This window comes from Arhodomonas sp. KWT (assembly GCF_010993615.1).
Genome location: NZ_WNXE01000567.1, coordinates 1 through 1,051, shown reverse-complemented (window position 1 = coordinate 1,051; position 1,051 = coordinate 1). Strand labels below are relative to the sequence as shown.

Here is a 1,051-nt window from a genome sequence, read left to right as displayed (position 1 = left end):
CTACGTGTGTGCTAATTATTTTTGCGTAGTGTTTTTTAATGTGCAAATAGAGGATGCATTTTATGGCGGATAACGCGATGAGCGGTCGACTGCCCCTGGCCGCCGGCGCCGTGGCGGGGCTGCTCGGCGTGGCGCTCGGTGCCTTCGGCTCGCATGCGCTGCGCGACGTACTCAGTGCCGAGCGCATGGCCGTGTGGGAAACCGCGGTGCACTATCAGTTCGTTCACGCCCTCGCACTGGTGGCGGTCGCGGCGCTGCCCGGGGCCGTCGGTCGCTGCCGCCGGGGGGCGGTGGGATGCTTCGTGACCGGGTTGGTGCTCTTCCCCGGCAGCCTCTACCTGCTCTGCCTCACCGGGGTCGGGGCCTTCGGGGTGGTGACGCCGTTCGGCGGTATGGTCTGGCTGGTGGGTTGGGCGCTGCTGATCGCCGACGCCGTGTCCCGGCGGGGGTAAAGCATGGTTTCCCGACGCCGATAACCCGGGCGGAAGGTGACTGCTCGGTCATGAATCAAGGAAATGGGGGCGATGATGCAGGGACACTTCGGGCATGCGATCCAGCGGGTATTGCGGGGTGTCGGGTTGCGAACGCTGGGGCGCCAGTTCCTGGCCTCGTATGCCCTGATCGCGGTATTCGCCCTGGCCACCGTCGCCTCGCTCTATTTCAGCCTCGGATCGAGCGCCACCGCAGTGGATATCGCCGGGCGACAGCGCATGCTCAGCCAGCGGGTCGCGAAGGAGGCCGTGATGGCCGTGCAGGGCGTGGGCAGCCGTGAGGATGTCGAGAAGACCATCGCGCTGTTCGAGTCCTCTCACCGCAAGCTCCTGCAGGGGGATCCGGGGATGGGGATCGAGCCGGTGCAGGATCCGGCGATCCGCGATCAGCTCCGCGAGGTCCAGTCGCTGTGGCAGCGCTACCGCGGTGACATCCAGGCCTATCTGGACGAGCCCACGAACGACGGGCTCCAGGCCATCCACGAGCGTGCGCCGGTGGTGCTCCGCGAGATGAATGCCGGAGTGGGCATGATGGCGGAGGCATCCAACCAGGCGGTGCG

2 protein-coding genes are annotated in these 1,051 nt (G+C 66.4%); both read left to right on the top strand.

Annotated elements, in window-relative coordinates:
* Positions 1-77: 77 nt before the first annotated feature.
* Complete coding sequence (locus G7A99_RS20765; protein WP_040409225.1) at positions 78-452, top strand: DUF423 domain-containing protein; 375 nt, start codon at positions 78-80, stop codon at positions 450-452.
* Between the two features lie 72 nt (positions 453-524).
* Positions 525-1,051: type IV pili methyl-accepting chemotaxis transducer N-terminal domain-containing protein (locus G7A99_RS20760; protein WP_205599972.1), on the top strand; the 527-nt coding region annotated here is incomplete at its 3' end.

Coding starts and splice junctions, on each gene's coding strand:
- G7A99_RS20765 (WP_040409225.1), top strand. CDS start 78: ATGAGCGGTCGACTGCCCCTGGCCGCCGGCGCCGTGGCGGGGCTGCTC.